At 62.8% G+C, this 24,866-nt stretch carries 23 protein-coding genes, 3 rRNA genes and 1 pseudogene; 5 read left to right on the forward strand and 22 right to left on the reverse strand.

Annotated elements, in window-relative coordinates; genetic code table 11:
- Positions 1-24: 24 nt before the first annotated feature.
- From rrf to ACQCSV_RS00015, 3 genes are all read right to left on the reverse strand, one after another.
- Positions 25-141, reverse strand: a 5S ribosomal RNA gene (gene rrf, locus ACQCSV_RS00005).
- 236 nt (positions 142-377) lie between these two features.
- Positions 378-3,525, reverse strand: a 23S ribosomal RNA gene (locus ACQCSV_RS00010).
- A 548-nt stretch (positions 3,526-4,073) separates the two neighbouring features.
- Positions 4,074-5,597, reverse strand: a 16S ribosomal RNA gene (locus ACQCSV_RS00015).
- The 16S, 23S and 5S rRNA genes sit together here, the layout of an rRNA operon.
- Positions 5,598-5,660: 63 nt before the next feature.
- On the opposite strand from ACQCSV_RS00015, the gene ACQCSV_RS00020 reads away from it, so the two are divergent.
- Positions 5,661-6,017 (forward strand): hypothetical protein, encoded by a 357-nt coding sequence (locus ACQCSV_RS00020; protein WP_426938971.1) that lies wholly within the window; start codon positions 5,661-5,663, stop codon positions 6,015-6,017.
- A gap of 295 nt (positions 6,018-6,312) precedes the next feature.
- Here the strand turns inward: ACQCSV_RS00020 and rpsN are convergent, their stop codons facing one another.
- From rpsN to ACQCSV_RS00045, 5 genes are all read right to left on the reverse strand, one after another.
- Entirely contained in the window at positions 6,313-6,618 is a 306-nt protein-coding gene (rpsN, locus tag ACQCSV_RS00025) for a 30S ribosomal protein S14 (RefSeq protein WP_026266887.1), read from the reverse strand.
- Between the two features lie 4 nt (positions 6,619-6,622).
- A complete protein-coding gene (gene rpmG, locus ACQCSV_RS00030; protein WP_013602737.1) occupies positions 6,623-6,790 on the reverse strand; it encodes a 50S ribosomal protein L33 in 168 nt (55 codons plus the stop codon).
- Positions 6,790-7,026, reverse strand: a complete 237-nt coding sequence (gene rpmB, locus ACQCSV_RS00035) for a 50S ribosomal protein L28 (protein ID WP_056342125.1) — start codon at positions 7,024-7,026, stop codon at positions 6,790-6,792. The genes rpmG and rpmB overlap by 1 nt, the downstream gene beginning before the upstream one ends.
- 252 nt (positions 7,027-7,278) lie before the next feature.
- Positions 7,279-8,040, reverse strand: coding sequence for an SGNH/GDSL hydrolase family protein (locus tag ACQCSV_RS00040; protein WP_354156515.1), 762 nt, complete (start codon positions 8,038-8,040; stop codon positions 7,279-7,281).
- A gap of 74 nt (positions 8,041-8,114) precedes the next feature.
- Positions 8,115-8,606 (reverse strand): MarR family transcriptional regulator, encoded by a 492-nt coding sequence (locus ACQCSV_RS00045; RefSeq protein WP_354156516.1) that lies wholly within the window; start codon positions 8,604-8,606, stop codon positions 8,115-8,117.
- An 82-nt stretch (positions 8,607-8,688) separates the two neighbouring features.
- Between ACQCSV_RS00045 and ACQCSV_RS00050 the strand changes: the two genes are divergently transcribed.
- Positions 8,689-8,976: a YciI family protein gene (locus ACQCSV_RS00050; RefSeq protein WP_354156517.1), complete on the forward strand. Its 288-nt coding sequence runs from the start codon at positions 8,689-8,691 to the stop codon at positions 8,974-8,976.
- Positions 8,977-9,051: 75 nt separating this feature from the next.
- Here the strand turns inward: ACQCSV_RS00050 and ACQCSV_RS00055 are convergent, their stop codons facing one another.
- On the reverse strand, positions 9,052-9,501 hold the full coding sequence (locus ACQCSV_RS00055; protein ID WP_354224771.1) for a TOBE domain-containing protein: 450 nt from the start codon (positions 9,499-9,501) through the stop codon (positions 9,052-9,054).
- Between ACQCSV_RS00055 and ACQCSV_RS00060 the strand changes: the two genes are divergently transcribed.
- Positions 9,500-9,646: a hypothetical protein gene (locus ACQCSV_RS00060; RefSeq protein ID WP_354224775.1), complete on the forward strand. Its 147-nt coding sequence runs from the start codon at positions 9,500-9,502 to the stop codon at positions 9,644-9,646. The two genes, ACQCSV_RS00055 and ACQCSV_RS00060, sit on opposite strands and share 2 nt — an antisense overlap.
- A gap of 48 nt (positions 9,647-9,694) precedes the next feature.
- Here the strand turns inward: ACQCSV_RS00060 and ACQCSV_RS00065 are convergent.
- The 6 genes and pseudogenes from ACQCSV_RS00065 to ACQCSV_RS00090 form a co-directional block, all read right to left on the reverse strand.
- A pseudogene (locus ACQCSV_RS00065) lies at positions 9,695-10,041 on the reverse strand (ATP-binding cassette domain-containing protein); the annotation flags it as partial.
- Positions 10,042-10,064: 23 nt separating this feature from the next.
- The gene (locus ACQCSV_RS00070; RefSeq protein WP_426938972.1) at positions 10,065-10,889 is read right to left on the reverse strand and encodes an ABC transporter permease; all 825 of its coding nucleotides are present in this window, start codon (positions 10,887-10,889) and stop codon (positions 10,065-10,067) included.
- On the reverse strand, positions 10,876-11,760 hold the full coding sequence (locus ACQCSV_RS00075; protein WP_426938973.1) for an ABC transporter permease: 885 nt from the start codon (positions 11,758-11,760) through the stop codon (positions 10,876-10,878). The genes ACQCSV_RS00070 and ACQCSV_RS00075 overlap by 14 nt, the downstream gene beginning before the upstream one ends.
- A complete protein-coding gene (locus tag ACQCSV_RS00080) occupies positions 11,757-12,059 on the reverse strand; it encodes a hypothetical protein (RefSeq protein WP_426938974.1) in 303 nt (100 codons plus the stop codon). Before ACQCSV_RS00080 ends, ACQCSV_RS00075 begins: the two co-directional genes overlap by 4 nt.
- Positions 12,060-12,331: 272 nt before the next feature.
- Positions 12,332-12,499 carry a hypothetical protein gene (locus tag ACQCSV_RS00085; protein ID WP_354156320.1) on the reverse strand — a complete coding sequence of 56 codons (168 nt, stop codon included), beginning with the start codon at positions 12,497-12,499 and terminating at the stop codon, positions 12,332-12,334.
- A 225-nt stretch (positions 12,500-12,724) separates the two neighbouring features.
- A complete protein-coding gene (locus tag ACQCSV_RS00090; RefSeq protein ID WP_426938975.1) occupies positions 12,725-13,588 on the reverse strand; it encodes an SGNH/GDSL hydrolase family protein in 864 nt (287 codons plus the stop codon).
- 427 nt (positions 13,589-14,015) lie between these two features.
- On the opposite strand from ACQCSV_RS00090, the gene ACQCSV_RS00095 reads away from it, so the two are divergent.
- Both ACQCSV_RS00095 and ACQCSV_RS00100 read left to right on the forward strand, forming a co-directional pair.
- On the forward strand, positions 14,016-14,303 hold the full coding sequence (locus ACQCSV_RS00095) for a hypothetical protein (protein ID WP_426938976.1): 288 nt from the start codon (positions 14,016-14,018) through the stop codon (positions 14,301-14,303).
- 205 nt (positions 14,304-14,508) lie between these two features.
- Positions 14,509-14,946 carry a glycoside hydrolase family 16 protein gene (locus ACQCSV_RS00100; RefSeq protein ID WP_354156326.1) on the forward strand — a complete coding sequence of 146 codons (438 nt, stop codon included), beginning with the start codon at positions 14,509-14,511 and terminating at the stop codon, positions 14,944-14,946.
- Positions 14,947-15,182: 236 nt separating this feature from the next.
- Here the strand turns inward: ACQCSV_RS00100 and ACQCSV_RS00105 are convergent, their stop codons facing one another.
- The 7 genes from ACQCSV_RS00105 to ACQCSV_RS00135 all read right to left on the reverse strand — a co-directional run bounded on the left by ACQCSV_RS00105 (position 15,183) and on the right by ACQCSV_RS00135 (position 24,866).
- Positions 15,183-16,223, reverse strand: coding sequence for a siderophore-interacting protein (locus ACQCSV_RS00105; RefSeq protein ID WP_426938977.1), 1,041 nt, complete (start codon positions 16,221-16,223; stop codon positions 15,183-15,185).
- Positions 16,220-17,035 carry an ABC transporter ATP-binding protein gene (locus tag ACQCSV_RS00110; RefSeq protein WP_354156316.1) on the reverse strand — a complete coding sequence of 272 codons (816 nt, stop codon included), beginning with the start codon at positions 17,033-17,035 and terminating at the stop codon, positions 16,220-16,222. Before ACQCSV_RS00110 ends, ACQCSV_RS00105 begins: the two co-directional genes overlap by 4 nt.
- 1 nt (position 17,036) lies before the next feature.
- The gene (locus ACQCSV_RS00115) at positions 17,037-18,020 is read right to left on the reverse strand and encodes a FecCD family ABC transporter permease (RefSeq protein ID WP_426939500.1); all 984 of its coding nucleotides are present in this window, start codon (positions 18,018-18,020) and stop codon (positions 17,037-17,039) included.
- 122 nt (positions 18,021-18,142) lie between these two features.
- Positions 18,143-19,264, reverse strand: a complete 1,122-nt coding sequence (locus tag ACQCSV_RS00120; protein ID WP_426938978.1) for a FecCD family ABC transporter permease — start codon at positions 19,262-19,264, stop codon at positions 18,143-18,145.
- Positions 19,265-19,274: 10 nt separating this feature from the next.
- Positions 19,275-20,366: an iron-siderophore ABC transporter substrate-binding protein gene (locus ACQCSV_RS00125; RefSeq protein ID WP_426938979.1), complete on the reverse strand. Its 1,092-nt coding sequence runs from the start codon at positions 20,364-20,366 to the stop codon at positions 19,275-19,277.
- Positions 20,367-20,547: 181 nt separating this feature from the next.
- Positions 20,548-24,027, reverse strand: coding sequence for an ATP-binding protein (locus ACQCSV_RS00130; protein WP_426938980.1), 3,480 nt, complete (start codon positions 24,025-24,027; stop codon positions 20,548-20,550).
- Complete coding sequence (locus ACQCSV_RS00135) at positions 24,024-24,866, reverse strand: DUF4194 domain-containing protein (protein WP_354156312.1); 843 nt, start codon at positions 24,864-24,866, stop codon at positions 24,024-24,026. The genes ACQCSV_RS00130 and ACQCSV_RS00135 overlap by 4 nt, the downstream gene beginning before the upstream one ends.

The following is a 24,866-nucleotide window of genomic DNA, read 5'->3' on the forward strand; positions in this document are numbered from 1 at the left end:
GGGGGTTCTCGACCTGTAATGATGTTCCGGCGGTGACCTACTCTCCCACACCCTCCCGGGTGCAGTACCATCGGCGCTGTGGGTCTTAGCTTCCGGGTTCGGAATGGGACCGGGCGTTTCCCCCACGCTATGACCGCCGTAACCCTTTTACCCGTCACACCCCGAGGGGGTGTGTGGGAAATCAGTGGTTACAACATGCTTTGCTGCAACTTTTGGTTGCAGGTGTGGTGTTGTTATTATGTTGTGTTTTTTGTTCCCTGCAACGAACCCGTGTCGGGTTTGTTGTTTGGGAACCACATAGTGGACGCAAGCAGTCTTGTTATCTTTTTACCACCCGTCGTTGCAAACCTCTTTTGAATAGGTTTACGGGGTGGTGTGTGGTGTAAGTTATCGGCCTATTAGTACCGGTCAGCTTCACGAGTCGTTAGTCCTCGCTTCCACATCCGGCCTATCAACCCAGTGGTCTGGCTGGGGGCCTCTCACACACAAGGTGTATGGAAATCTCATCTCGAAGCGAGCTTCCCGCTTAGATGCTTTCAGCGGTTATCCCATCCGAACGTAGCTAATCAGCGGTGCACTTGGCAGTACAACTGACACACCAGAGGTTCGTCCGTCCCGGTCCTCTCGTACTAAGGACAGCCCTTCTCAAATTTCCTGCGCGCGCAGCGGATAGGGACCGAACTGTCTCACGACGTTCTAAACCCAGCTCGCGTACCGCTTTAATGGGCGAACAGCCCAACCCTTGGGACCTACTCCAGCCCCAGGATGCGACGAGCCGACATCGAGGTGCCAAACCATGCCGTCGATATGGACTCTTGGGCAAGATCAGCCTGTTATCCCCGAGGTACCTTTTATCCGTTGAGCGACGGCCATTCCACAATGTACCGCCGGATCACTAGTCCCGACTTTCGTCCCTGCTCGAGATGTCTCTCTCACAGTCAAGCTCCCTTGTGCACTTACACTCGACACCTGATTGCCAACCAGGCTGAGGGAACCTTTGGGCGCCTCCGTTACTTTTTAGGAGGCAACCGCCCCAGTTAAACTACCCATCAGGCACTGTCCCTGACCCGGATTACGGGCCGAAGTTAGATGTCCAAAGTGACCAGAGTGGTATTTCAACGATGACTCCACCCGAACTGGCGTCCGGGCTTCAACGTCTCCCACCTATCCTACACAAGCCACTCCGAACACCAATACCAAACTATAGTAAAGGTCTCGGGGTCTTTCCGTCCTGCTGCGCGTAACGAGCATCTTTACTCGTACTGCAATTTCGCCGAGTTTATGGTTGAGACAGCGGGGAAGTCGTTACTCCATTCGTGCAGGTCGGAACTTACCCGACAAGGAATTTCGCTACCTTAGGATGGTTATAGTTACCACCGCCGTTTACTGGGGCTTGAATTCTCAGCTTCGCCGTGAGGCTAACCGGTCCTCTTAACCTTCCAGCACCGGGCAGGAGTCAGTCCGTATACATCGTCTTGCGACTTCGCACGGACCTGTGTTTTTAGTAAACAGTCGCTTCCCCCTGGTCTCTGCGGCCCCGATCCCCTCCCACCAGCATGTGGTGTTCAAGGTTGGGGCCCCCCTTCTCCCGAAGTTACGGGGGCATTTTGCCGAGTTCCTTAACCATAATTCTCTCGATCGCCTTAGTATTCTCTACCTGATCACCTGTGTCGGTTTGGGGTACGGGCGGCTAAAACCTCGCGTCGATGCTTTTCTCGGCAGCATAGGATCACCAAATCCCCCCGTGAGGGGGTCCCATCAGATCTCAGGCATCATGAACAGCGGATTTGCCTACCGTTCGCCCTACATCCTTAGACCGGGACAACCATCGCCCGGCTTGGCTACCTTCCTGCGTCACACCTGTTAATACGCTTGCCTCCCAGGATCAGGTCCCGCGCTCCACCAAAACCCACATCACCCCAAAAGGGTGGGCGGGCAGGTATCGGGCGGTTAGTATCCCCTGTTCAACATGGACGGTTTTTCGCCGGTACGGGAATATCAACCCGTTGTCCATCGACTACGCCTGTCGGCCTCGCCTTAGGTCCCGACTTACCCAGGGCAGATTAGCTTGACCCTGGAACCCTTGATCATTCGGCGGACGGGTTTCTCACCCGTCTTTCGCTACTCATGCCTGCATTCTCACTCGTGTAGGCTCCACCGCTGGTTTACACCGCGACTTCACTGCCCACACGACGCTCCCCTACCACTCCAGACGCCTGAACCAACCCACAAGGGGCGGCTTAGCTAATATCTGAAATCCACAACTTCGGCGGTGTACTTGAGCCCCGCTACATTGTCGGCGCGGAATCACTTGACCAGTGAGCTATTACGCACTCTTTTAAGGATGGCTGCTTCTAAGCCAACCTCCTGGTTGTCTTCGCAACTCCACATCCTTTCCCACTTAGCACACGCTTAGGGGCCTTAGTTGGTGGTCTGGGCTGTTTCCCTCTCGACTATGAAGCTTATCCCCCACAGTCTCACTGCTGCGCTCTCACTTACCGGCATTCGGAGTTTGGCTGACGTCAGTAACCTTGTAGGGCCCATTAGCCATCCAGTAGCTCTACCTCCAGCAAGAAACACGCAACGCTGCACCTAAATGCATTTCGGGGAGAACCAGCTATCACGAAGTTTGATTGGCCTTTCACCCCTACCCACAGCTCATCCCCTCCATTTTCAACTGAAGTGGGTTCGGTCCTCCACGACGTCTTACCGTCGCTTCAACCTGGCCATGGGTAGATCACTTCGCTTCGGGTCTAGATCACGCCACTGCAACGCCCTATTCAGACTCGCTTTCGCTACGGCTTCCCCACACGGGTTAACCTCGCGACGTAACACTAACTCGCAGGCTCATTCTTCAAAAGGCACGCCGTCACACCCATACAGACAAGCTGCAGATGCTCCGACGGATTGTAAGCACACGGTTTCAGGTACTGTTTCACTCCCCTCCCGGGGTACTTTTCACCTTTCCCTCACGGTACTGGTCCGCTATCGGTCATTAGGGAGTATTTAGGCTTATCAGGTGGTCCTGACAGATTCACACGGGATTTCTCGGGCCCCGTGCTACTTGGGATACTCTCCAGGCGGCACAAAACATTTCGGTTACGGGGCTCACACCCTCTCTGGCCGGCCTTTCAAGACCGTTCACCTATGCCTGCACATCACACCTCACCAGTCCGGCAGAACTGATACGGAAAGTCCCACAACCCCGCCCATGCAACGCCCGCCGGCTATCACACATGGAACGGTTTAGCCTGATCCGCGTTCGCTCGCCACTACTAACGGAATCACTATTGTTTTCTCTTCCTGCGGGTACTGAGATGTTTCACTTCCCCGCGTTCCCTCCACACACCCTATGTGTTCAGATGCGGGTCACCAGGCAGATCGCTCCCCTGGCGGGGTTTCCCCATTCGGAGACCCTGGGATCAAAGTCCGGTTATCGACTCCCCCAGGCTTATCGCAGATTCCTACGTCCTTCTTCGGCTCCTAATGCCAAGGCATCCACCGTGTGCTCTTAAAAACTTGACCACAAAAGATCAAAACGCTAATTTTCGAGAGAACCACGAAAACCACCCGGACACCACCACCACAACCCCAAAAGGCCACAGCAACAGACGCCCGGACAGATCCAGGTTCATATATTCTTGGAAATTGCTTCTTATAAAAGATGCTCGCGTCCACTATGTAGTTCTCAAACAACAACCCCAAACCACACACCCCACACACAACCCCAAAAGGTCAACCGTGCGATCGATGCAGCCAGGAAACCAGAAACAAACAAACCCGACAAAACACACCACAACCCAAAAGGCCGCAGCACATCCCACCGGCCCTGTTGCCTCAGGACCCAACAGTGTGCCAAACACTAAACCACCCACCCCCAACCCACACCGTTCCAGGACACCCTCAAGAGGACATCCGTACTAGGCAAGGAAAGAAACAAGCAGCCGCTATCCGTTGATATTCCACCCTTGAGCACCCGCCGCAGAACAATCGTCTGCGCAACGGGCATATACTCCTGACAACCCCACCACACGGACAGTACATCCGGCGCGGTGGCTGTAGGTGCTCCTTAGAAAGGAGGTGATCCAGCCGCACCTTCCGGTACGGCTACCTTGTTACGACTTAGTCCCAATCGCCAGTCCCACCTTCGACAGCTCCCTCCCACAAGGGGTTAGGCCACCGGCTTCGGGTGTTACCAACTTTCGTGACTTGACGGGCGGTGTGTACAAGGCCCGGGAACGTATTCACCGCAGCGTTGCTGATCTGCGATTACTAGCGACTCCGACTTCATGGGGTCGAGTTGCAGACCCCAATCCGAACTGAGACCGGCTTTTTGGGATTAGCTCCACCTCACAGTATCGCAACCCTTTGTACCGGCCATTGTAGCATGCGTGAAGCCCAAGACATAAGGGGCATGATGATTTGACGTCGTCCCCACCTTCCTCCGAGTTGACCCCGGCAGTCTCCTATGAGTCCCCGCCATAACGCGCTGGCAACATAGAACGAGGGTTGCGCTCGTTGCGGGACTTAACCCAACATCTCACGACACGAGCTGACGACAACCATGCACCACCTGTAAACCGACCGCAAGCGGGGCACCTGTTTCCAGGTATTACCGGTTCATGTCAAGCCTTGGTAAGGTTCTTCGCGTTGCATCGAATTAATCCGCATGCTCCGCCGCTTGTGCGGGCCCCCGTCAATTCCTTTGAGTTTTAGCCTTGCGGCCGTACTCCCCAGGCGGGGCACTTAATGCGTTAGCTACGGCGCGGAAAACGTGGAATGTCCCCCACACCTAGTGCCCAACGTTTACGGCATGGACTACCAGGGTATCTAATCCTGTTCGCTCCCCATGCTTTCGCTCCTCAGCGTCAGTTAATGCCCAGAGACCTGCCTTCGCCATCGGTGTTCCTCCTGATATCTGCGCATTTCACCGCTACACCAGGAATTCCAGTCTCCCCTACATCACTCTAGTCTGCCCGTACCCACCGCAGATCCGGAGTTGAGCCCCGGACTTTCACGGCAGACGCGACAAACCGCCTACGAGCTCTTTACGCCCAATAATTCCGGATAACGCTTGCGCCCTACGTATTACCGCGGCTGCTGGCACGTAGTTAGCCGGCGCTTCTTCTGCAGGTACCGTCACTTTCGCTTCTTCCCTACTGAAAGAGGTTTACAACCCGAAGGCCGTCATCCCTCACGCGGCGTCGCTGCATCAGGCTTTCGCCCATTGTGCAATATTCCCCACTGCTGCCTCCCGTAGGAGTCTGGGCCGTGTCTCAGTCCCAGTGTGGCCGGTCACCCTCTCAGGCCGGCTACCCGTCGTCGCCTTGGTGAGCCATTACCTCACCAACAAGCTGATAGGCCGCGAGTCCATCCAAAACCACAATAAAGCTTTCCACCCCCCACCATGCGATGAGGAGTCATATCCGGTATTAGACCCAGTTTCCCAGGCTTATCCCAGAGTTAAGGGCAGGTTACTCACGTGTTACTCACCCTTCGCCACTAATCCCCCCACAAGTGAGGTTCATCGTTCGACTTGCATGTGTTAAAGCACGCCGCCAGCGTTCATCCTGAGCCAGGATCAAACTCTCCGTTGAAGTAAAACAAAAACGAACACAACCAACACCCCCGGAAATAACGGAAGAAGAAAGCTGCAAAATTTGAAACCAGCTGTAAAAACCAAACCCAATCCACGGGGTGGACAGGCCTGGCCAAAACAACCAATCAATAAAACAATTGGTATCAACAAACTTGGCACACTATTGAGTTCTCAAACAACAGACACACCCGGCACCACCACAACCAAACAAACGGCCGTGGATCGCTCCGGAGCAACTTTTCAAAGTTACCCGGTTTCCCGCCCCGATGCAAATCCATATTCCAGGACCCACACCAGCAGAAAACACATCCCCACCAAACAAAGGCGCCCAAAAGAACAACCAACATTTGGTCTTGAATTAGGGGGTTTGGCCGCCCGCGGTAACCAGCTCTTCGCTGTTCCCCTCGCGGCGACTTAGAAAACAATACACCCACCCAACCCCCACCGCAAATCCACCCCCACACCAGGTCGAAACCCCGCCATTCCGGGCCCAAAGCCAGCATCGGCACCCAAAACCGGGCACCGTCGTCGTTCGTGACTTCTGTGTGCTGCAGCACAACGGCCATCGCCGCGGCGAGGACCTCGACGAGCTCGATCGCCAGAGGGGCGCAACCACCGAGGACAGCCCGATCACCGGAAGCCTTAAACGCAGAAGGGCCGGCAACCAAACGGTTGCCGGCCCTTCTTAAGCAGCTGGATTCAGCAGTGCTGGATTACCAGGAAGACTTGGTGATGCCCGGGAGCTCACCACGGTGGGCCATGTCGCGGAAGCGAACACGGGAGATACCGAACTTCTGGAAGGTACCGCGAGGACGGCCGTCGATGATGTCGCGGTTACGCAGACGGACGGGCGACGCGTTACGGGGAAGCTTCTGCAGGCCGAGGCGTGCTGCTTCGCGAACTTCGTCGGTCGAGTTGGGGTCAACCAGAGCCTTCTTCAGTTCGAGGCGCTTTGCAGCGTAACGCTCAACGATGACTTTACGCTGTTCGTTCTTTGCGATCATTGACTTCTTAGCCATGTGTTTAGCGCTCCTCTCGGAATTCGACGTGCTGACGGATCTTGGGATCGTACTTCTTCAGAACCATACGGTCCGGGTCGTTACGACGGTTCTTCCGCGTCACGTAGGTGTAACCCGTGCCCGCAGTCGACTTGAGCTTGATGATCGGACGTACGTCCTTGTCCTTAGCCATTAGAGCTTCACTCCCCGAGCAAGGATGGCGGCGACGACTACGTCGATGCCGCGCACGTCGATGGTCTTGATGCCCTTTGCAGAAAGCTGCAGAGTGACGTTACGGCGCAGGGACGGAACCCAGTAGCGCTTCTTCTGGATGTTCGGATCGAACCGACGCTTGTTGCGACGGTGCGAGTGCGAAATGCTGTGCCCAAAGCCCGGCTCGGCTCCGGTCACTTGGCAGTGTGCTGCCATGACTTCTCCTCAAAATTGAATGTAATGATCCGCATATCTGCTGCAGGATCATGCGGCTAAGTGCGACCCAAAGTGATCAGGGTGAACGGTTAGTCACGCAACTTGAGCCCCTAACTACCGGCTACCCTGGAGAAAATTACCGGGCCACCGGAGCAATTGCGCACGCTCCGCGCACTTAGCGCTCACCAAGTCTACGAGTTCACGCAATTAAAGACCAATCCGGGCCCGGACGGTGTATAGGAGGGCGCTGCTTCATAGGCGCGTGAGCTGCGCGTACTTGGGTGCCAGGCCGTCCCCCGAAGACTTACCAGTGACGCGGCGGACCACCCACGGTCCGGCAAATTCGCGCACCCACCGGGCGTTGGCGCGGATGGCTTCGGCCCGGTTCAGCTCGGGCACGGGGGTCATGGGCGGGACATCGATCGAGTTTTCGTGCTTCAGGACCGTGAGGACGCGGTTGGCCATGTTGGCGTGCCCGGCAGCAGACATGTGCATCCGGTCCTGGGCCCACATGCCCCAGTCGTAGTACTCGTTGAAGCGCCAGTAATCCACCAACAAGGCGCCGTGGTCCCCGGCAATGCCGCGGATCAGCTCGTTGTAGATGGCGGTGCGGCCGCGCATGGTGCTGAACACCTTGGAGCCCCGCGCGTCGAAGCCGGTGAACATCACCACAGTGGCGCCGGTGGCCGCCAGCTTGCGGATGCCGGCGTCGTATTCCGCCAGGAGATCGTCGATGTCGATCTTGGGCCGCAGAATGTCGTTGGCGCCTGCGTAAACGGTCACCAAGGTGGGGTTCAGGTCGACGGCGGCGTCCACCTGATCTGCCATGATCTGGCGAAGCTTCCTGCCGCGGATGGCCAGGTTGGCGTAGCCGAAGCCGGGATCCGCCGCGCCCAGCTGCTCGGCCACGCGGTCCGCCCAGCCGCGGACACCGTTGGGACAGCTGGGATCGTCATCCCCGACCCCCTCCGTAAAAGAGTCGCCGAGCGCTACATATCGGGTCGAAAAGTCCATGGCGTCAGTCTTTCATCTGTTGCCGGGAGCAACCAAGGCGGGCCTGCCCGGAGGGTGGCGGTCCGAGCGACGGCTTATGGCCGGCTTTCAGCCTCGCGCAGGATCCAGTGGTCATCGTCCAGCCGGGCCACGATCTTTTCGCCGATGCGGGCGAGGTCATTGACGTCGCGTTCCGTCAGGGCGTCCAGCAACTTGGCGCGGACTGCCTCCACGTGGCCCGGTGCGAGCGCCTCCAAAGTGGCCATCCCGACGTCGGACAGGTGTGCGGTGGTGACCCGGGCATCTCGGGGGTGCGGACGCCGCTCCAGCCATCCGCGCTTCTCCAGTTTGGAGACCACGTGCGAGAGCCGGGACAGCGACGAACTGGTGCGGGCGGCCAGCTGGCTCATCGGCAGGAAACGGCCCTCGGCCTCCGACAGCATGGCCATGACGTTGTAATCGAACAGGGACACCTTGCCGGCGGTGTGGAGCTGGTTGTCCAAGGCAGCCGGCAGCAGCGTGTTGATGCTCAGGAGTGCCAGCCAGGCACGTCGTTCGTCGGCGTTGAGCCAGCGCGGTTCGGTCATGCGTCCATTCTAGAAGCAGAGCGTCGTTGAGCGTTCAAGTGACGCACCGGTTCCCCTGGACCCGTCCGAGTAGGCTGGCTTTATGTTTGTTGTATCGCTGACCTACAAGGTGCCCGAAGACATTGTGGACTATCACCGCCCTGCCCACATGGCCTGGGTTAAGCAGGCGTTCGACGACGGCGTGTTCCTTGCGTCCGGACGCCTGGTTCCGGCCGTGGGCGGTGTGCTGTTGTCCAAAGCCAACCGAACCACACTGGATGCTGCGTTGGCCAAGGACCCCTTCTACAGCAACGGTGTGGCCGAGTTCGAGGTCATCGAATTCACTGCCACGACCGTGGCGGCGGGTTATGAAAACCTGCTGGACACCTAGGCCTCTGGCCCCTGGCCCCTGCGCCAGCAGGCTCCGGGAAACTGCCCTGCATTCCCGGCAGTTCCCCGGAAGTACCTACTGCTCCAGAACCAGCAGCTGCGCCTTGTCCGGCTCCCAGGTCACGAACAACTCCGCGACTGGCGCGGGCAGACCCGTCGCATCTGAACTGAGTTCGCGCCCCTGGAGCTCGTGGCCGCCGGCCGTCAGGCGGTGGCGCACCGTGGCGCCCACGTTGGTCGAGGAGACCAGGGACGCCTTGCCGCAGTTGTCCGTACTTGCCTCGGAGCTGAACTTGAGGTTTTCCGGACGGATGGACACGGCGTATTTCTCGCCGGTGACGCCGCGGTCGCGAACCCTGCCCAGGCCCAGGCCGCCGAGGTCAACCAGCGCCTCGCCATCCTTGCGTTCCAGGACGATGCACGGGATGAGGTTTGTGTCGCCCAGGAAGCTGGCCACCCAGTCTGTGAGCGGGTGGTTGTAGAACTCTTCGGGCGGGCCCGAATGGACGATCCTGCCGTCCTTCATGACCACGATCCCGGTCCGACATGGCCTCGTCCTGGTCGTGCGTGACGAAAAGGACGGAGATGCCCAGGCTCTTCTGCAGCGTCTTGATCTCTTCCTGCATGTGTTCGTGGAGCCGCTTGTCGAGGGCAGCCATGTGCTCGTCTAGGAGAAGTGCGGCGGGGTTGAACACCAGGGAGCGGGCCAGGGCCACACGCTGCTGCTGCCCGCCGGAGAGCTGGCGTGGCTTGCGGTCGTCCATCTTGCCCAGGCCCACGCGTTCCAGCGCGCTATCGGCGCGTTGTCGCCGTTCGGCCTTGGGCACCTTGCGCATCCGGAGCGCGAACTCCACGTTTTGGGGGCGCTCATGTGCGGGAAGAGGGCGTAGTTCTGGAACACGACGCCCAGGTCCCGGTCGCGGGGCGGGAGCGAAGCCACGGGCTTTCCGTCGATCAGGACGCTCCCGGACGTGTGCTCCTCGAAGCCGGCAACCATCATCATGGTGGTGGTCTTGCTGGATCCGCTCGGTCCCAGCAGGGTGACGAATTCGCCGGGTTCCACCACCAGGTCCAGTTCGTCGACGGCAACTACGTCGCCGTACGTCTTGCGGACCTGCCGGAGTTCAATGGAACCCTGCGCGGACGCCGGATGACCTGGAACAACAGCCCCAGGGTGGCCACGGTGACCAACAGAGCCGAGGACACCGCGATCTTGGGGGTCAGGTTGAACTGGATGTCGGTGAACATCTTCACGGGCAGGGTGGTGGCGCTGGGCGACTGCATAAACAGGGACATGACGGTCTCGTCGATGGAGACCGAGAAGGCGAACAGCGCCCCGGAAACCAGCCCAGGCAAGATGACCGGCAGGTAGACGTGCCGGAACACGGACAGCCATCCGGCGCCCAGGCTCTGCGCCGAATTGACCAGCGCCGGGTTCAGTTCGGCAAGGCTGGCACGCGTGGTCAAGTACACGTACGGGGTGGCGATGACGGCATGCGCCAGGCCGATGGGGAGGATGCTGCCCAGCCCGCCGAGCGAGATGAAGAACTGGTAGAACGCCAGCGCCAGCACCACGGTGGGGACGATCATAGGCGCCAGGATCAGCCCGACGACAGCCTGCTGGCCCGGGAAGTTGCGTCCGTGCAGGCCGATCGCCGCGGTCGCGCCGAGAATCACACCGATCACGACGGCGATCGCTGCAGATTGGAGGCTGGCCGTCAGGGCCGAGGTCCAAGCCTTATCAGCGAAGAAGCCGGCGACGGCGGCGAACGAGATTCCTTCGGGCGGGAAGGTGATGTAGCGGCTGTCGTCAAGAGCAACAGGCACCACGATCGCCGTCGGGACCACCAGGAACAGGAACACCGGAATGGAAAGCAGCGTCAGCAGTCGCTGCCGGGGATTAGTTGTCTCCATGTTGGCCTCCCGCTTTGAACACTCGCTGGTAGATGGCAACGAGGATGCTGACCAGCACTGTCAGTATCACGGCCAGGGCCGCGGCCCCGGAGAAGTCGGTGAGCTGGCGCGCGTAGTAGTCGATCTGGTTGGCGATCATCATGTCGCCGGGTCCGCCCATGACAAACGGGGTGATGAAGAAGCCGGTGCTGATGATGAACACGAGCAGGCCTGCCGCGGAGATGCCCGGCGTGCTGAGCGGCAGGGTGATCCGGCGGAAGATTGAGGCTTCCTTGGCCCCGAGCGAACGCGCCGCCAGGGTAAGCCGGTCATCGATGGAGGTCAGCGAGGAGAAATTCGGGAACACCGCACACGGGAGCAGGCAGTGAACCATGCCGATGATCACGGCCAGCCGGTTGTGCAGCAGCTCAATGGGAGCATCGGTGAGGCCCACCGTCTGGAGGCAGGAGTTCACGATGCCGTTGTCCTGAAGTAGCACGGCCCGCGCGAAGTTCTTCACCAGGATGCCGGTCCAGAAGGGCAGCAGCACCACGGCGAACAGGATCACGCGGGTCACCGTGCCGGATCGCCACAGCACCAGGGCAATGACGTAGCCCAAGACCACGGTGACGATGGTGGATGCCAGGCTGACGCTAAGGGTGTTGATCAGGGAACGGACCACCAGCGGGTCTTCGAGAACGCGCTGGTAGACGTTGCCGATGAAGCTCGAGCCCACCAGTTTGCCCAGCGGGCTGAGGAACAGTACGACGTCGAAGGCCAGGATCGGGGCCAGCAGCAGCCACCAGGTGGTGCGCCGCCGTCGTGGTTTCTCCTGCTCCGGCGCCGCGGCGCCTCCCTCCGGACGCGCGCGTTGCAAGGTTGCGTTGCTCATGTCAAGCTCGTGGACAGCGAGACCTCACCCGAGGTGAGCTGCTGGATGGGCTCCTGGTTGGCCGCGTGGTAAAGCAGGCGGTCCTCGCCGGGGTGGTGGCCCAGCACGCGCAGGGCCCGATCGACGTCGAGCGGGTAGATCTGGCCGAACGGCACGCCGTCGACCAGGAGTGCGGCCTCCAGCACGGAGCTGTCCGAGAGCTGGTTGTAGACCGAGCGCTTGGTATCGTACTTGCCCTGGTCGAATAACTGCGCCCAGTCCTTGGGGGCCTGCGCAACGGGGATGCCTTCTGGTCCCAAGCCATCACAAACAGGAAACTCAGGTACTTGATGCCGTACTCCGCCTTGGCGTAGCCGGGCAGGCCCTTATCGCTGATGATGTCGTAGTCGAACGGCTCCAGGAGGCCTTCTGGCACGGCCGTTTCGTATTCCGGGGCGGTGATTTCCACGAGGTCCCACTGCACGTCCCCGGACTGCACCTGGGCCTTGAGGCAGGCCAGGCTGGTGTTGGCCAGCAGCGTGGTTTGGATCCCCGACTGCTTGGAGAAGGGGTCCAGAATCGTCTGGGTCAGCTAGTCATTGTAGGAGCCGCCGTAGGAGGTGACCGTGACTGTCTTGTTGGCTGCCGCGCTATCGGCGGGCTTGGCCCCGCAGCCGGACAATGCCAGGCCTGCGAATGGGGTCAACGCTGCTGCTTTCAGGAGTTTCCTGCGGTCAAAATGAAGGGAACTGTCAGTCATCGCGGTGGTGCCTCTCAAGGCTGTGGCCCTCCCGGCGCACGCCAAAGGACGCCGTGTGCCGAAGCGGCAGGTTGGGGGGATTGCGCGTTCACGCTGGCATCCCGACGGCGGCGGTTCACGCCCCCCAAACGGTCCACGCAGCGCTGAGCGGACTATAGCTGACGCGTTGAGTCGTCGTCAGTGCCGCAACAGGAACTGTGATGTTGCACACAAGTCAACGGCTGTTTACAAATCACTTGCTTTCGGGCTGTTCTTGAGCACCGCGGCCCGGTCCATCAGCTTCTTCAGCCCGCGCTTCCGCGGCACCTTGACGGGCTCCGGCCAGCGCGGCGCCAGCGCATCCCCCAGCGTGACGCCCCTGATTTTGCGGCCAAAAAGCGGCAGCACCCAGTCATTAACCCAACGACGCTGCCGTTGTTCCCACTCCCGGAGGCTGAGCCGCGCCGGCGGGTCCCAGTCCTTGAGCCGGATTTTGTGGGGCACCCCGAGCTGGTCCAGCACCTGCCCTGCGAGGTACTTGTGGCCCGCCTTGGACATGTGAAGACGGTCCGAGTCCCACATCCGCCGGTCATGGAAGGCGTCCAGGCACCAGTAATCCACCAAGACCGTCTCGTATTTCGCAGAGATCTCACGGACGCGCTGGTTGTAGACGGTGTTCCGCTTCTTCAGCAGCTCCAGAACGGCCGAGACTTTGACGTCGAAGCCCGTGAACAGGATCATCGTGGCCCCGGTCCCGGCGAGTCGCGCCACGAGGTCCTCGTACTCGTCCATCAGGGCAGCCATGTCCGTGCCGATGTCCAGGATGTCGTTTCCGCCGGCGTACAGCGTGATCAGCGTGGGCTTCATGGCCAGCGCCGGTTCCAGCTGCTCGGTGATGACGTGACGCAGGCGCTTGCTCCTGATGGCCAGGTTGGCATATTCCCACCCCGGCTCAGCCTTGGCCAGCTTCTCCGCCACCCGGTCAGCCCACCCCCGGACCCCGTTGGGCAGCCGCTCATCCCGGTCCCCAACACCTTCTGTAAACGAGTCCCCCAAAGCAACAAACACCCGCCGGCCCTCACGGTCCGAAAGTAAAGGATTAGAACCCATCCACTGAAAGTAACCACCCAAAGAAACGCCAAGGTAAACGGACAGCAACAAAATGTGCAGAAGGGTTGAGACCTAGAGGCAGAGCGCGAGGGAGCGTTTGCAGTGCCGGGTATTAGGCGTGTCCATCAAGCCGCCGCCTCTGATCATCAGCCGCTGCTCAGCCTTTGTCACATTTTTGCGACCGATGGTCACGATCAGGTAACGTTGCCCGCTGGCCCTAATGCAGGGCCCCGGGCGCCCGATCACTGGACCCCCGATGCGCCCCTTCGGCGCCTGCTAGCTCCGGCCCTGCCAAGGGGCCCAAGGATGCTTTCCGCACTCGTCATCGTCTCAAGTGCATCAGTAGTTTCTTCCAGTCCTAGCCCGGAGGTATCTTGTTCAAGAAAATAGCCATCATAACGACCATGGGTGCGTTGTCCCTGACAGGATGCGGCCTAGCCCCTACGACCGATGGGGCGCCTGCCCCATCCTCGGCTGGCCGCGCGTCCGCACCTGCCACTCCAGCCCCAACTGCCGCAGCCACGGCGTCTTCAGCCGCAGCGTCTCCGGCGCCCACGGCTTCAAGCAGCGGCCAGACCACCGCTTCGGCGGCGGCAACCCCGGCGGCAACCGTCACCCCGACGCCGGCGCCTGCGCTGGCCGCGGCCCCGGCCCCGGCCCCGGCCCCGGCGACAGTGGTGCCCCCAACCAGCCAGAGTCTCGCGACGACGGGTGACGGTGCCCAGGCAGCTACCGTCTTCGGTTGGGGCCCGGTCCTGACGGGCGACGAATTCTCCAACACCGGCGCACCGGACCGGACAAAATGGAGTGTCTATAACAGTGCTGGGCATGCCGGCAAAGGCCTGCGCAGTCCCCAGGCTTGGTCGGTTGCCAACGGCGTGGCCACCGTTAGCGGAGACGCAGCCGGCACCACGGGCGGCATGTCGGCAAAGTTCGCGGAACAAAAGTATGGTCGCTGGGAAACGCGCATGAAAACCAATTCACGGGACCCGAAATACCACCCGGTCCTGATCCTCAACAACAACGCTGCCCCGAACTGTGCCGAGATCGATTATGCCGAGGGCAGCACAGTCACCTCCGTGATGAGGTTCTTCCTGCACTACGCCTGTGGTGGAGCGGATTTCCAGACCACAACGGCGACCCCCGTCGATAGCACACAGTGGCACAACTACGCGGTGGAGTGGACCCCGGCCGGCATCAGCGGATACGTCGACGGAGTAAAGACCTTCACTGACACGAACCCGGCGCACCAGCCCTCTGTCGCCATGAAGCAGACATTGCAGCTGGATTGGTTCCCGGACGGCGCCGCCACCAAGCCCTCGCAGATGCAGGTCGATTGGGTCCGCGTCTACCGGTGAGACAGGCCTTTCCGGCTGAGGGCTCGCCGGGGAACGGTTTGGAATAGCCGCGGGGCCGACTCGCAGGGTGCCGCAAGCCTCTGAGCGGCAACGAAGTAAATGAGAAAGACCCACCGGGACCTGGCGAGTTCCAGCAGTTGCAACACCCTGACTTTCGGGAGTGGCAACGACCGTGGTTCGTTAAGGTGATGATTCATCAAGATCCCGGTGGTAGGGGAAGGGCCAGAAGCGCTCGGCTAGACCTCGGCCTTACCCTGCCGCCAGTACCCCATGAAGGCGACCTGCTTGCGGTCGATACCGACGTCGCGTACAAGGTACCGCCGCATGTCCTTGATAACGGCGGCCTCGCCGGCGATCCAGGCATAGAAAGGCATGGCGCCGGCGGGCATGGCGGGGTTCTTGGTGGCCTCGATTTCGGCTGTCTCCATCCGCGCGGGCGTCTCCCAGAGGATGTCCACGTCCACGTTGACGTCTTCGGGCTCCGGGCCCGCGCCGCCGTCGGACGCTTTGATGCCCACCCAGCCGGGAACGGGGACCGCCGCCCGCACCGCCTGCTGCAGCAGCTCGCCGTGCGGGCGTGAGCGGCCGATGGCGGCACCGCGGGCAAGCCAGGCGATGTCGATGTCGGCGTCCGTCTTGAGGTCGAGGAAGTCGCCTGCCTCCGGCACTTCCAAGAGGGCGTGGCCGCTCATGTAGGACGGCACGCTTTCGAGGATGGCGGAGATGGCCGGAATGGCGGTTTCGTCGCCGGCGAGCAGGACACGCTGGGCCATTCCAGGCCGCCACTCGATGCCGCCGTAGACCTCGGCGGTGTAGCACTGGGCGGAACGGCTGTTGGGGCCGATGAGGGTGATCGCATCGCCCGGCTTGGCGTTCAGGGCCCAGTTCGCGGCCGGACCGCCGTGGCCGTCCGCGTCGAAATGCATCACGAAGTCAACGTCAATTTCCGGATACACGGCATCAAGCCGGGACTGGCGGACCGTGTACGTGCGCATCGAGCCGCGCACAGCGGGGTCCATCGCAAGCCATTCCCGGTACCAGCCGGCCTGCTCCATTTCGAAGACCGGCAGGGGCAGTTGTGTGCCGTCGGATGCCAGGGACGGGATCATCAGTTTGATCCGGAGGTCGAGGGTGTCGCCGTTAACGCCGAAGTCCCGCAGCGAGTACCCGCCAAAGGTGATCCGGAGGAAGTTGGGACTCAGCTCCTGCACCGAGGAAACGATCACCTCGAAGGCCAGGGTCATGGGCTCGGTGGCGGCGATGTCGCGGGTCTTCATGAAACGAGCTCCAGTTCGGTTGCGGTGCTGTGGTGGCGGCCGATGGGGATAATCAGCGGCGTGCCCGAGACGGGATCGGGAATGACCCGGGACGCCAGGCCGAAGACGTCCCGGACCATCTTTTCGGTGACAACGTCAAGGGGGTCTCCCAGGGCCACAATCTCGCCGCCCTTCATGGCGATGACGTGGTCCGCGTAGCGTGCTGCCAGGTTCAGATCGTGCAGGACGATAGCCACGGTGGTGCCGCGCTTGCGGTTCAGGTCCGTGACCAGGTCCAGGACTTCCACCTGGTGCGCCAGGTCCAGGTAGGTGGTGGGTTCGTCCAGCAGGAGCACCTCGGTTTCCTGGGCCAGCGCCATGGCGATCCAGACCCGTTGGCGCTGACCGCCGGAGAGTTCATCGACGTTCCGCTCAGCGAGTTCCAGCGTTTCCGTTGCCTCGAGCGCGCGCTGCACAGCGGCGTCGTCCTCGGTGCTCCAGTGGCGGAAGAAGCCCTGGTGCGGATACCGGCCGCGGCCCACGAGGTCGCGGACGGCGATGCCGTCCGGCGCTGTGGGGTGCTGCGGGAGGAGGCCCAGGGTGCGCGCCAGTTCACGGGCCGGGCGGGCGTGGATGTCCTTGCCGTCCAGCGCGACCACGCCGGCTGCCGGTTTGAGAAGGCGGGACAGGCCGCGGAGGAGGGTGGATTTCCCGCAGGCGTTGGCGCCCACGATCATGGTCACCTTGCCTTCGGGGATTTCCGCCGTGAGGCCGTCCACCACGCAGCGCTGGTCGTATTTTAGGGTGAGGTCCTGGGCGCTAAGAACGGCCATGTCAGGCATCCTTTCGGTTGGCCGTGACCAGAAGCCACAGCAGGAACGGGGCGCCGAGCGCGCCGGTGATAACGCCGACGGGCAGCACGGTGCCGTCCAGCATCAAGGGGGCAAGGTTGGCCGCGATGTAATCGGCGGTGAGGACAATCAGCGCACCCACCAGGGCCGACGCCGGGAGGCTGGCTTTTAGGGTGAAGCGCCGGGCGATGGGCCCGGCCAGGAAGGCGACGAACGAGACGGGCCCGGCAGCCGCCGTCGCCACCGCGGAGAGTGCGACGGCGGTGACCACCACGGCGAGGCGGGTGAACCCGACACGGATGCCCAGCCCGGCCGCGGCGTCGTCGCCGAGTTCAAGGATGCGCAGCGGCCCGGCGAGGGCGATGACGGCGGGGACCAGGACCAGGAGCGCGAGTGCGAGCATGCCGGCCCGGTCCCAGTTGGCGGAGTTCAGGGAGCCGTTGAGCCAGACGAGTGCGTCAGCCGCGGTGCGGATGTCCGCGCGGGTCATCATGAAGTTGACTACCGCATGCAGGGCGGCGGCGATGCCCACACCGGCCAGAACCAGCCGGTTGCCCGCGGCGTTCCCCCGGTTGCCGCCGACGGAGCCCAGTGACGGACCGCGGGAGATGGCGTAGATCAGCGCTGCGATGCCCAGCGCGCCGCCAAGCGCCGCCCCGGACACGGCGGGACCGGTGGCGCCGAAGATCACGATGGCGGTGACCGCGGCCGCGCTTGCGCCGTAGCTGATGCCGATCACGTCCGGGCTGGCCAGCGGGTTGCGGAGCATGGTCTGGAACAGGCCGCCGGAGAGCCCGAACGCTGTGCCGATCATTACGCCGATGACGGCCCGGGGCAGTTTGTTCTCCATGACGATGAAGCTTGCGCCGGGGATTTTCTCGCCGCCGGTCAAGTGCCCGATGAGGATCTTGAAAAAGTCCGGAACAGTCACGGTGTAGCTACCCAAGAGGACGTACACGGTGAACATGACCACAACGCCGAGGGCCACTGCGGCGGTCCGCCCATGTTGTGCTATCAGCTTTGGTCGTTTTAACTCGGTTTTGGCAACCGGAAGTGATAGGTCAACGGGGGGTTTGGTTTCGACGAGGCTCACAGGCCGGCCCCCTTGCCACGGCGGATGAGCCAGACGAAGACGGGCGCACCCACGAGTGCGGTCATGATGCCGGCCGGGACCTCGCCGGGAAGCAGCACGACGCGGCCGATGATGTCCGCGCCGAGCAAAAGTGCCGGCGCGAGGACCAGGGAGAACGGCAGGATCCAGCGGTAGTCGGGGCCGGTGAGTGAGCGGACCGTGTGCGGAATGACCAGACCAACAAAGCCGATGGGTCCTGCCAATGCCGTCGCGGAGCCGCACAGGAGCACGATGCCCAGTGCGGTCACCCCACGCGTCAGGCCCACACGCTGGCCGAGCCCGCGGGCGATGTCATCACCCAGCGCGAGGCTGTTGAGGATGCGGCCGGTGCCGAGAATAATGACTGCCCCGACGGCGAGGAACGGGAGGCCCGGGAGCACCACTGCCCAGTCGCGGCCGGAGATTCCGCCCACCTGCCAGAAACGGAAGCGGTCCAAGGTGTCCTGGCTGGAGACGAGAATGACACTCATCAGGGAATAGAGCCCGGCGCTGAGCGCGGCGCCGGCGAGGGCGAGCTTGACCGGCGTCGCGCCTTCCCTGCCCATGGACGCGACGAGGTAAACCACGACGGCGGAGGCTCCGGCGCCGATGAACGCGAACCAGATGTAGCCGCTCAGGGAGGTGACACCGAAAAGGTAGATGCCGCTGACCACGGCCAGCGCGGCTCCGGCGTTGACGCCCATGATGCCCGGATCTGCCAGCGGGTTGCGGGCAACGCCCTGCATAGCCGCGCCGGCCAGGCCCAAGGCACCGCCAACGAGGATTCCGAGGACGGTGCGGGGGATGCGTGCGTGGACCACGGCGTGGTCGCCGTTGGCGGCGTCGAACTGGGTGAGCGCTTGCCACACAGTGGCCAAGGAAAGGCCCCGGGCGCCGATGGCCAGGGACGCTGCGGCTAACAAAGAAAGTACGACGACGGCGGCCAGCAGCCAGGCAGCTTGCCTCGTTCTGGCCTTCCCGCCGTCGCCAGCCCCTCGACCGGCGCGAACGGACACTTGGGGCCCTCGTTGCGACCCGACCGGGGCCCCAAGTGTCCGTTCGCGCTGTCCGGCGGGTGCCGCCGTCGTACTCTCCGTCATTGGGCGGTGCTTACTTCACTGCATCCGCTGCGCGGGCGATCTGCGGGAGGAACGTGTCCAGCGCCCACGGCAGACTCAGCGGCGAGGAGGCGGAGATTGCCAGGACCAGGCTCTTGTCCGCGTCGGCAACGAACGCGCCGTTCTTGACGGCCGGAATCTGGCCCAGCAACGGGTCAGCCTTGACGGCCGCAGCGGTGGCGGCATCCTCAACCGAGCTCAGGAAGATGTCGGCCTCAAGTTCGTTGGCCTTCTCGGCGGACCACGTCACAAAGAAGTCCTTGGAGCCGGCGGAAGCCTTCTCGGCGACCGGGGCCAGCTTCATCCCGATGGCTGAGAGGAACTTCGGACGGTTGTCATTGGCGGTGTAGAAGCCCGTGGACGTGAGGTCTGCGGGATCGGCGTAGCCGTAGATGAAGCTCTTGCCAGCGATCTGCGGGTACTTGGCAGCCTCGGCCTTGACGGTGGCCTCCGTGTCGGCAATGAGCTTGGTAGCCTCAGCCTCCTTGCCCAGCACCTTGCCGATGATGGAGGTTGAATCCTGCCAGGAGGTTCCGTAGGCAACCTCGGGGTGGGCCACCACCGGTGCGATCTCGCTGAGCTTTTTGTAGTCCTCTTCGGTCAGGCCGGAGTAGGCGGCCAGGATGACGTCCGGGGTGAGCTTGGCGATCTCGGTGAAGTTGATGCCGTCGGCCTCGGAGAACTGGACCGGAGCCTTGTCGGAACCGAAGCTGGCGCCGAGCTCTTTCAGCGCCGCATCCTTCCACGGAGTGGAGCCCTGCCCGTTGCCGCCCCATTCGTTCTTCGGGACGCCCACCGGGACAACGCCGAGGGCAAGGGCAACGTCGTCGTTGACCCAGGAAACGGTGACTACGCGCTTGGGCTGTGCCTTGACGGTGGTTTCACCGAAGACGTGCTTGATGGTGACCGGGAACTGCGAGCTGCCGGAGCTGGAGCTGCTGGCGTCCGAGGTGGAGGACGCGGGGCCGGTGGAGCAGGCGGACAGCGTGAGTGCCGCGGCGGCGAGAACGGCCGTTGCCTTGCCGGCTGATTTGAACAGCGTGCGGCGGGTGGCGCTCGGGCCGGGGAAGAGGGGGGAAGTCACGGAACTCCTTAGGTAAATGATGTGAACCTAAGTAAGGGTAGCCTAGCCTGACCATAATTAGAAAAGCTTTGTATTGCGTAAACAATAATGTCCAACCAATGGCAACGCGGGGTCACATATGGCCCTTCCCGGCGGGGATTTTGGGCGTAATGTGACCCCGCGTTGGGGTATTGGAGACGGGTCAGCGGAGCACGATGTCCACGGGGTTCGCCTCGGACCGCCACTGACCTTCCGCGCCGGGCCTGGGCCGGATCACCGGGGCGGTGAGCACGCCGGAGCGGTTGGTGCGCTTGTCCCGCAGGATCTCGGTCACCGAGCCCAGGTGCCGGGACAGGTCGATCACGTTCTCCGGGGCGGCCAGGAGCAACTGGAATCCGAACTCGTGCAGCGCCTTGATCCCGGCGCCGGCAAACTCCTCAGAGGCCAGCACAAACGCCTCATCCATCATCACGGTGCCGTAGGTGGTGAATCCCTGCTCGGCTATGCCCAGCTGATAGCTCAGCGCCGCGGCCATAATGAACGCCGTGAAGCGCTGCCGCTCGCCGCCGGACATGGAGCCGGTGTCCGCGTGCATGTAAACGTCGGTCCGCTTGCCGCCGCCACTCTTGGCGCCCTTTCCGCCTGACGCCGGCCCGGTCACGTCCCGGTGTTCCTTGCACTGGATGAACAGGTGCCCGCGGACGTCCAGCACTTCGGCGCGCCAGCGCCGGTCCTCGGGGGTGGGTGAGCCCAGCCGCTTCACGAGCGTTTCGAGGGTCTTGTACCGGGCGGTGAGCTCGGCGTCGTCGCCTCCCCCCGCTTCCGGGCCGGAACCCGCGCGGGCGGGCCGCGTGTGCCGGGCCTTCAGCGCGTTCTGGATGGCGTCCTTGAACTGCTTGGCCGTGGCCGGCAGGGTCTGCTTGATGTCCAGCTCCAGGAAGCTGCCCTCATGGAAGTTGACCTCGGACAGGATGCCGTTGAGCGGCAGGATACGGCTGGTGATGGACCGCCGCTCCTCGTCCAGCAGGTGCAGCAGCGTGCTGAACGATTCATGCGTGCGCTGGTTGAAGAACTGCCGGAACTCGGACTCCTGGGCGGGCAGGCCGTCGCTGATGATGGCGTGGTAGCGGCCTTCGAACTCCCCCGCGGCCCCGATGGAGGTGCCGTGGTCCGCGGAGATCGCGGAGCCCCACTCGCGCACAAACCCCTCGAAGATCCGGGTCAGCCGCTCGGATGTTGCCTGCCCGCGCGTCTCGGCGGCGTGTAGCTCCCCGAGCAGCGCCGTCCGGACGCGGTTGGCCAGGTTGTCCAGCTCATGCATCTCGCCGACGTCGCCGAAGTCGGTGAAGTACGGTTCCAGCGCGGTGACGGTGGCGGCCGACGGCGGCGCCTGCTCAAGGCGGGCACGCGCGGCTTCCAGCAGCGAATCGGCGGCGCTCATTTGCCGGTCCAGTGCCTTGTATTCGCTCTGCAGGACGGCTGCGGCCTCGGTGCTGGCCTGGTGCTTCTGCCGCGCGGTTTCGATGTTGGCCCGCAGCGGTTCCAGGTCGGCCTGGGCCGCGAGGGCATCCTTGAGCCGCTGTTCAATCCTGGCAAGTTCATCGGCGGCCACGGCCGCGGAGACCTGTTCCCAGGGCCGGTGGTCCTCCGCGATCCGGCGGAGGGCGTCGAGCTGCCGGCTCATGCCCTGGTGCGACTCTTCACGGCTCTGCGCCAGCTCGGCGGCCTTGGCGAGTTCCTGCTGCAGGTCCTCCACCTGGGCGGCCACGAGTTCCAGCTTGGCGGCGTTATCGAACCCGAGTACGTAGTCCTGGCGGCTGGTGAAACGGTCGTCCTTCTCCACCGTGTGCCGGTTGCGTTTGACCACGCCGCCCAGGCTCAGTCCCTTGTCCAGGGCGGCCAGCTCGTTGGGGTCCTCGACGCACGGGTAGGCGAAATCCAGGGCGATCCGCTCCCGGATCCATTCCCCGGCGTCCGCCACCGCACCGCTGGCGAGGATGTCCAGCTTGGTGAGCAGGTCGCCGTCGCGCGCGTCCTCCACGGCGAGGGCGCCGCCAGCGAGCGGCTTGGACACGTCCACCGCGCGCAGGGCGCCACGTACCTTGTTGTCGTTCAGGTAGCGGGTCACCGCGGCGAAATGTTCGCCGGGGACCAGCAACGTGGTGGCGAGGTTCCGGAGCGCGCGCTCCGCGGCGGGCCGCCACTGTTCCTCCCCATCGGCGAGGTCCATCAGCTCGCCGCCGAACGGCATCCGGTCTTCAGGAACGCCGGTGGCCGCGGCGATTGCCGCCCGGTTTTCAATGCTCGACGGCGGCAGCAGGGACTTGCGCGTCTTCAGCGACAGCAGCTCCTGCTGGGCTGCTGCCAGCTCACGCTTTTTGGTGGCGTGGCCGTCGAAGGCTTCGAAGCGGAGCTCTTGCAGGGCCTGCGAGTCATCCTTGAGCTCGGCCGACCTAGCGGCAGCCTGCTCGTGGGCCTGTTCCCAACCCGCATCGGTCCACTCCAGCTGCAGGCCGGCGTCGGACAGTGCCTTGCGGGCCGCTTCCTCGACCTGCTCGCGGAGCCGCAGGCCAAGCTTGGCGTTGTCCAGCGACTGCTCGATCGCGGAGATCGCGTTGCCGCCCTGGTTGTTGTAATCGGTCTCCAGCTGGCGCAGTGCCTTGGCCAGCCCGTCGCGGATGGAACGTTCCCCGCCGAGCTCCTTGGCTTTCACCTGGGCCAGGTCCTTGAACCGGGCAAGGGTCTTCTGGTGCACCGTGACCGCGAGCTGCTGCTTGTAGGCTTCGAACTCCTCGCCCGACAGCTCGCGGAGCCGGTTTGCGTCCAGGAGCGACTGCGCATATTCCTTGTTCAGACCTGGCACCGGGGCCAGCTGGTCGCGCTGCTGCCGCACATCCTCCAGCCGCTGCCGGATGGACATCAGGTTGCTGAACTCCTCCACCACGTCGTCCGCCGCGGCCAGCGTGGCCGGGGCGTCCAGGACCTGGTCACGGAAGAACGTATTAACGCTGCCGCCCAGGCCCTTGCCGGCCTGGATTACCCGCAGCAGGGGCAATGCCTGGTCCGAGCTGATGCCCAGGAGGCGGCGGAAACGCTCCGCGAAGGCCTTGTGCACATCGAAGATCTGGGCGTCCGGAAAGATCGTCTCCAACGCAGCTTTGGTGAAGCGCTTCTCCGCGATGTCCTCGATGGCCGGCAGGTCCAACGGCTTGCTGTCGATCACGTAGAAACGCCCGACGCTCGACTCCGTGCCGTTTTTGGGCAGGTCGAACAGGGCGGACACAGTGATGCGCGTGCCCGCGGCGTTATCGAACGTCAGGGCGACGGCGGACCAGGTGGCACCGGGGCGCTGGAACGCACTGGCCGAGCCTTCGCCCACCGCTTTGTCGCCCACCTTGCCGCGCATATAGGTAAACGTGGTCCGCTTGTCCTCCACAGCACCGCCGGCACGCTGGGCCGCGGCCTCGTTGGAGCGCGGCCGGGCATCGAAGACCCGCAGCATGGCATCAAACAACGTGGACTTGCCCACGCCCGAGTTGCCCGTCAGCAGGGTTCCGTTCCGGTCCACGTGCATCGTGTGCGCCCCGTGGAACGTGCCCCAGTTGACCACCTGCACCAAAGCCAGGCGCATCTGGCCGGGATTCGTGAGGTCACCCATCGGCAGCATGGTTGCGATGCTCACTTGGCTTCCTCCGTTTCGGGGGTCGAGGCCGTGGCGGCATCGTCGTCCTCGGCACCCGGATCGGAATCGAGCTCTATCAGTGCTTCTGTGCCTGTGGGGTCTGTGGTGGCTGCAACCAGGGCTTCGATTTGGGCAGGGATGTCGCCGATGTTTTCGAAGGGGAGGGCCAGCGGGAGGGCATTGGAGATGGTGTAGACATCCTCCAGGCCTGTGGTGAGGAGCAGTTGGCGGGCCAGAAGCTTGGTGATGGCCCGGGTGACCACGTCCGAATCCCGCAGCGCGTCCTGCTGTCCGGCGGGCTGATAGTGGGCCACAAGCTCAGCGAGTTCCTCGCGGGTGATGGTGGCATCGGTCTGGGCCGTGACGTGGCGGTCCAACAGCATCCGCAGGCGGAGCAGCACGATGGTCTCCACCCGGCTCAGGGCACGCTGCTGGCGCAGGATGCTTGATCGGCCACTGCCTCCAATGGCCTCAGGATCCACCGGGCGCAGGACGGCGATCTTGCGTTCGTGGTCCAGCTGCAGGCCCAGGAACAGCTCGGACAGGCGGCTGCGCAGGATGATCTGGTTGTCCAGCAGCGTGGTCCACAGCTTCTCGTCGCGGCCGCCGTCAACGTACGGACCCTTGAGCAGCTTGACCAGCGCCTGGCGCACCTTCATCGAGAGAACCCCGGTATCGCCGGGAAACAGTGCCGCACCGTCCACAAACGTGTCCCGGGGCGTGACTCCGGCACCCCTGGTGATTGAGCCTGTCGAAATCCCTTGCGCCTCGGGCTCGAGCACTTGGGTGTCCTCGCGCTCCTCAACGGGAGGTGCCGCCGTCGTAATTTCTTCAGTCAT

The sequence above is a fragment of the Pseudarthrobacter sp. S3 genome (assembly GCF_050156905.1).
Classification (GTDB): Bacteria; Actinomycetota; Actinomycetes; order Actinomycetales; family Micrococcaceae; genus Arthrobacter.